The sequence below is a fragment of the Streptomyces sp. 8P21H-1 genome (genome assembly GCF_013302945.1).
The window spans coordinates 1-587 of the sequence record NZ_JABTYA010000013.1; the positions used below are offsets into that span (position 1 = coordinate 1).

Here is a 587-nt window from a genome sequence, read left to right on the forward strand (position 1 = left end):
TCGTAGATTCCGTAGGGGATCGCCTTTCCCGGCCCTTGCCGATCCAGGAAATCGTGGGTCTTGACCCGCGCCGGTTCACCGGACGGCCGCCACTGGCGGCCTGTGTTCTTGTAGTCGCCGATCAGTTCCTTCTTCTTCGCGTCCACGCTGATCACCGGCTGGCCGTCGGCCATGTGTTCTTTGGCCTGCTCGTTGATGTAGCGGAACTGGGCGTCGCGGTCAGGGTGCTGCTTGCCCTCGAGGGTCTTGGCGCCGGCCTGCAGGCTGAAGCCTTCCTCGCGCAGCAGGACACCGACGGTATCCGCACCAACTCGGTGTCCTTGCCGGGTCAGCTCCGCCGCCAGGCTCCTGGTCGACTTCACCGTCCAGCGCAGCGGCGACATCGGATCACCACGCTCATCGGGCTCCACCAGAGCCAGCAGAGCGGGCCGCAGCCCGGGGTCAAGATCTGCGGTCCTCTTGCGACCTCCGCCAGACCTGCGTACCCGGCCCAAAGGGCCTTCGCCGGATTCCAGCTCGGCCACACCTTTACGGACCGTTGTCTCACTGACCTCAGCCGCCCGGGCCACCGCCCGGATGCCTCCATG

At 66.4% G+C, this 587-nt stretch carries 1 protein-coding gene; it reads right to left on the reverse strand.

Annotated features, from left to right (window positions below; all coding sequences use genetic code 11):
* Positions 1 to 587, reverse strand: a 587-nt coding sequence (locus tag HO151_RS00230; RefSeq protein WP_173894121.1) for an ISAzo13 family transposase, incomplete at both ends; no start/stop codon positions are given.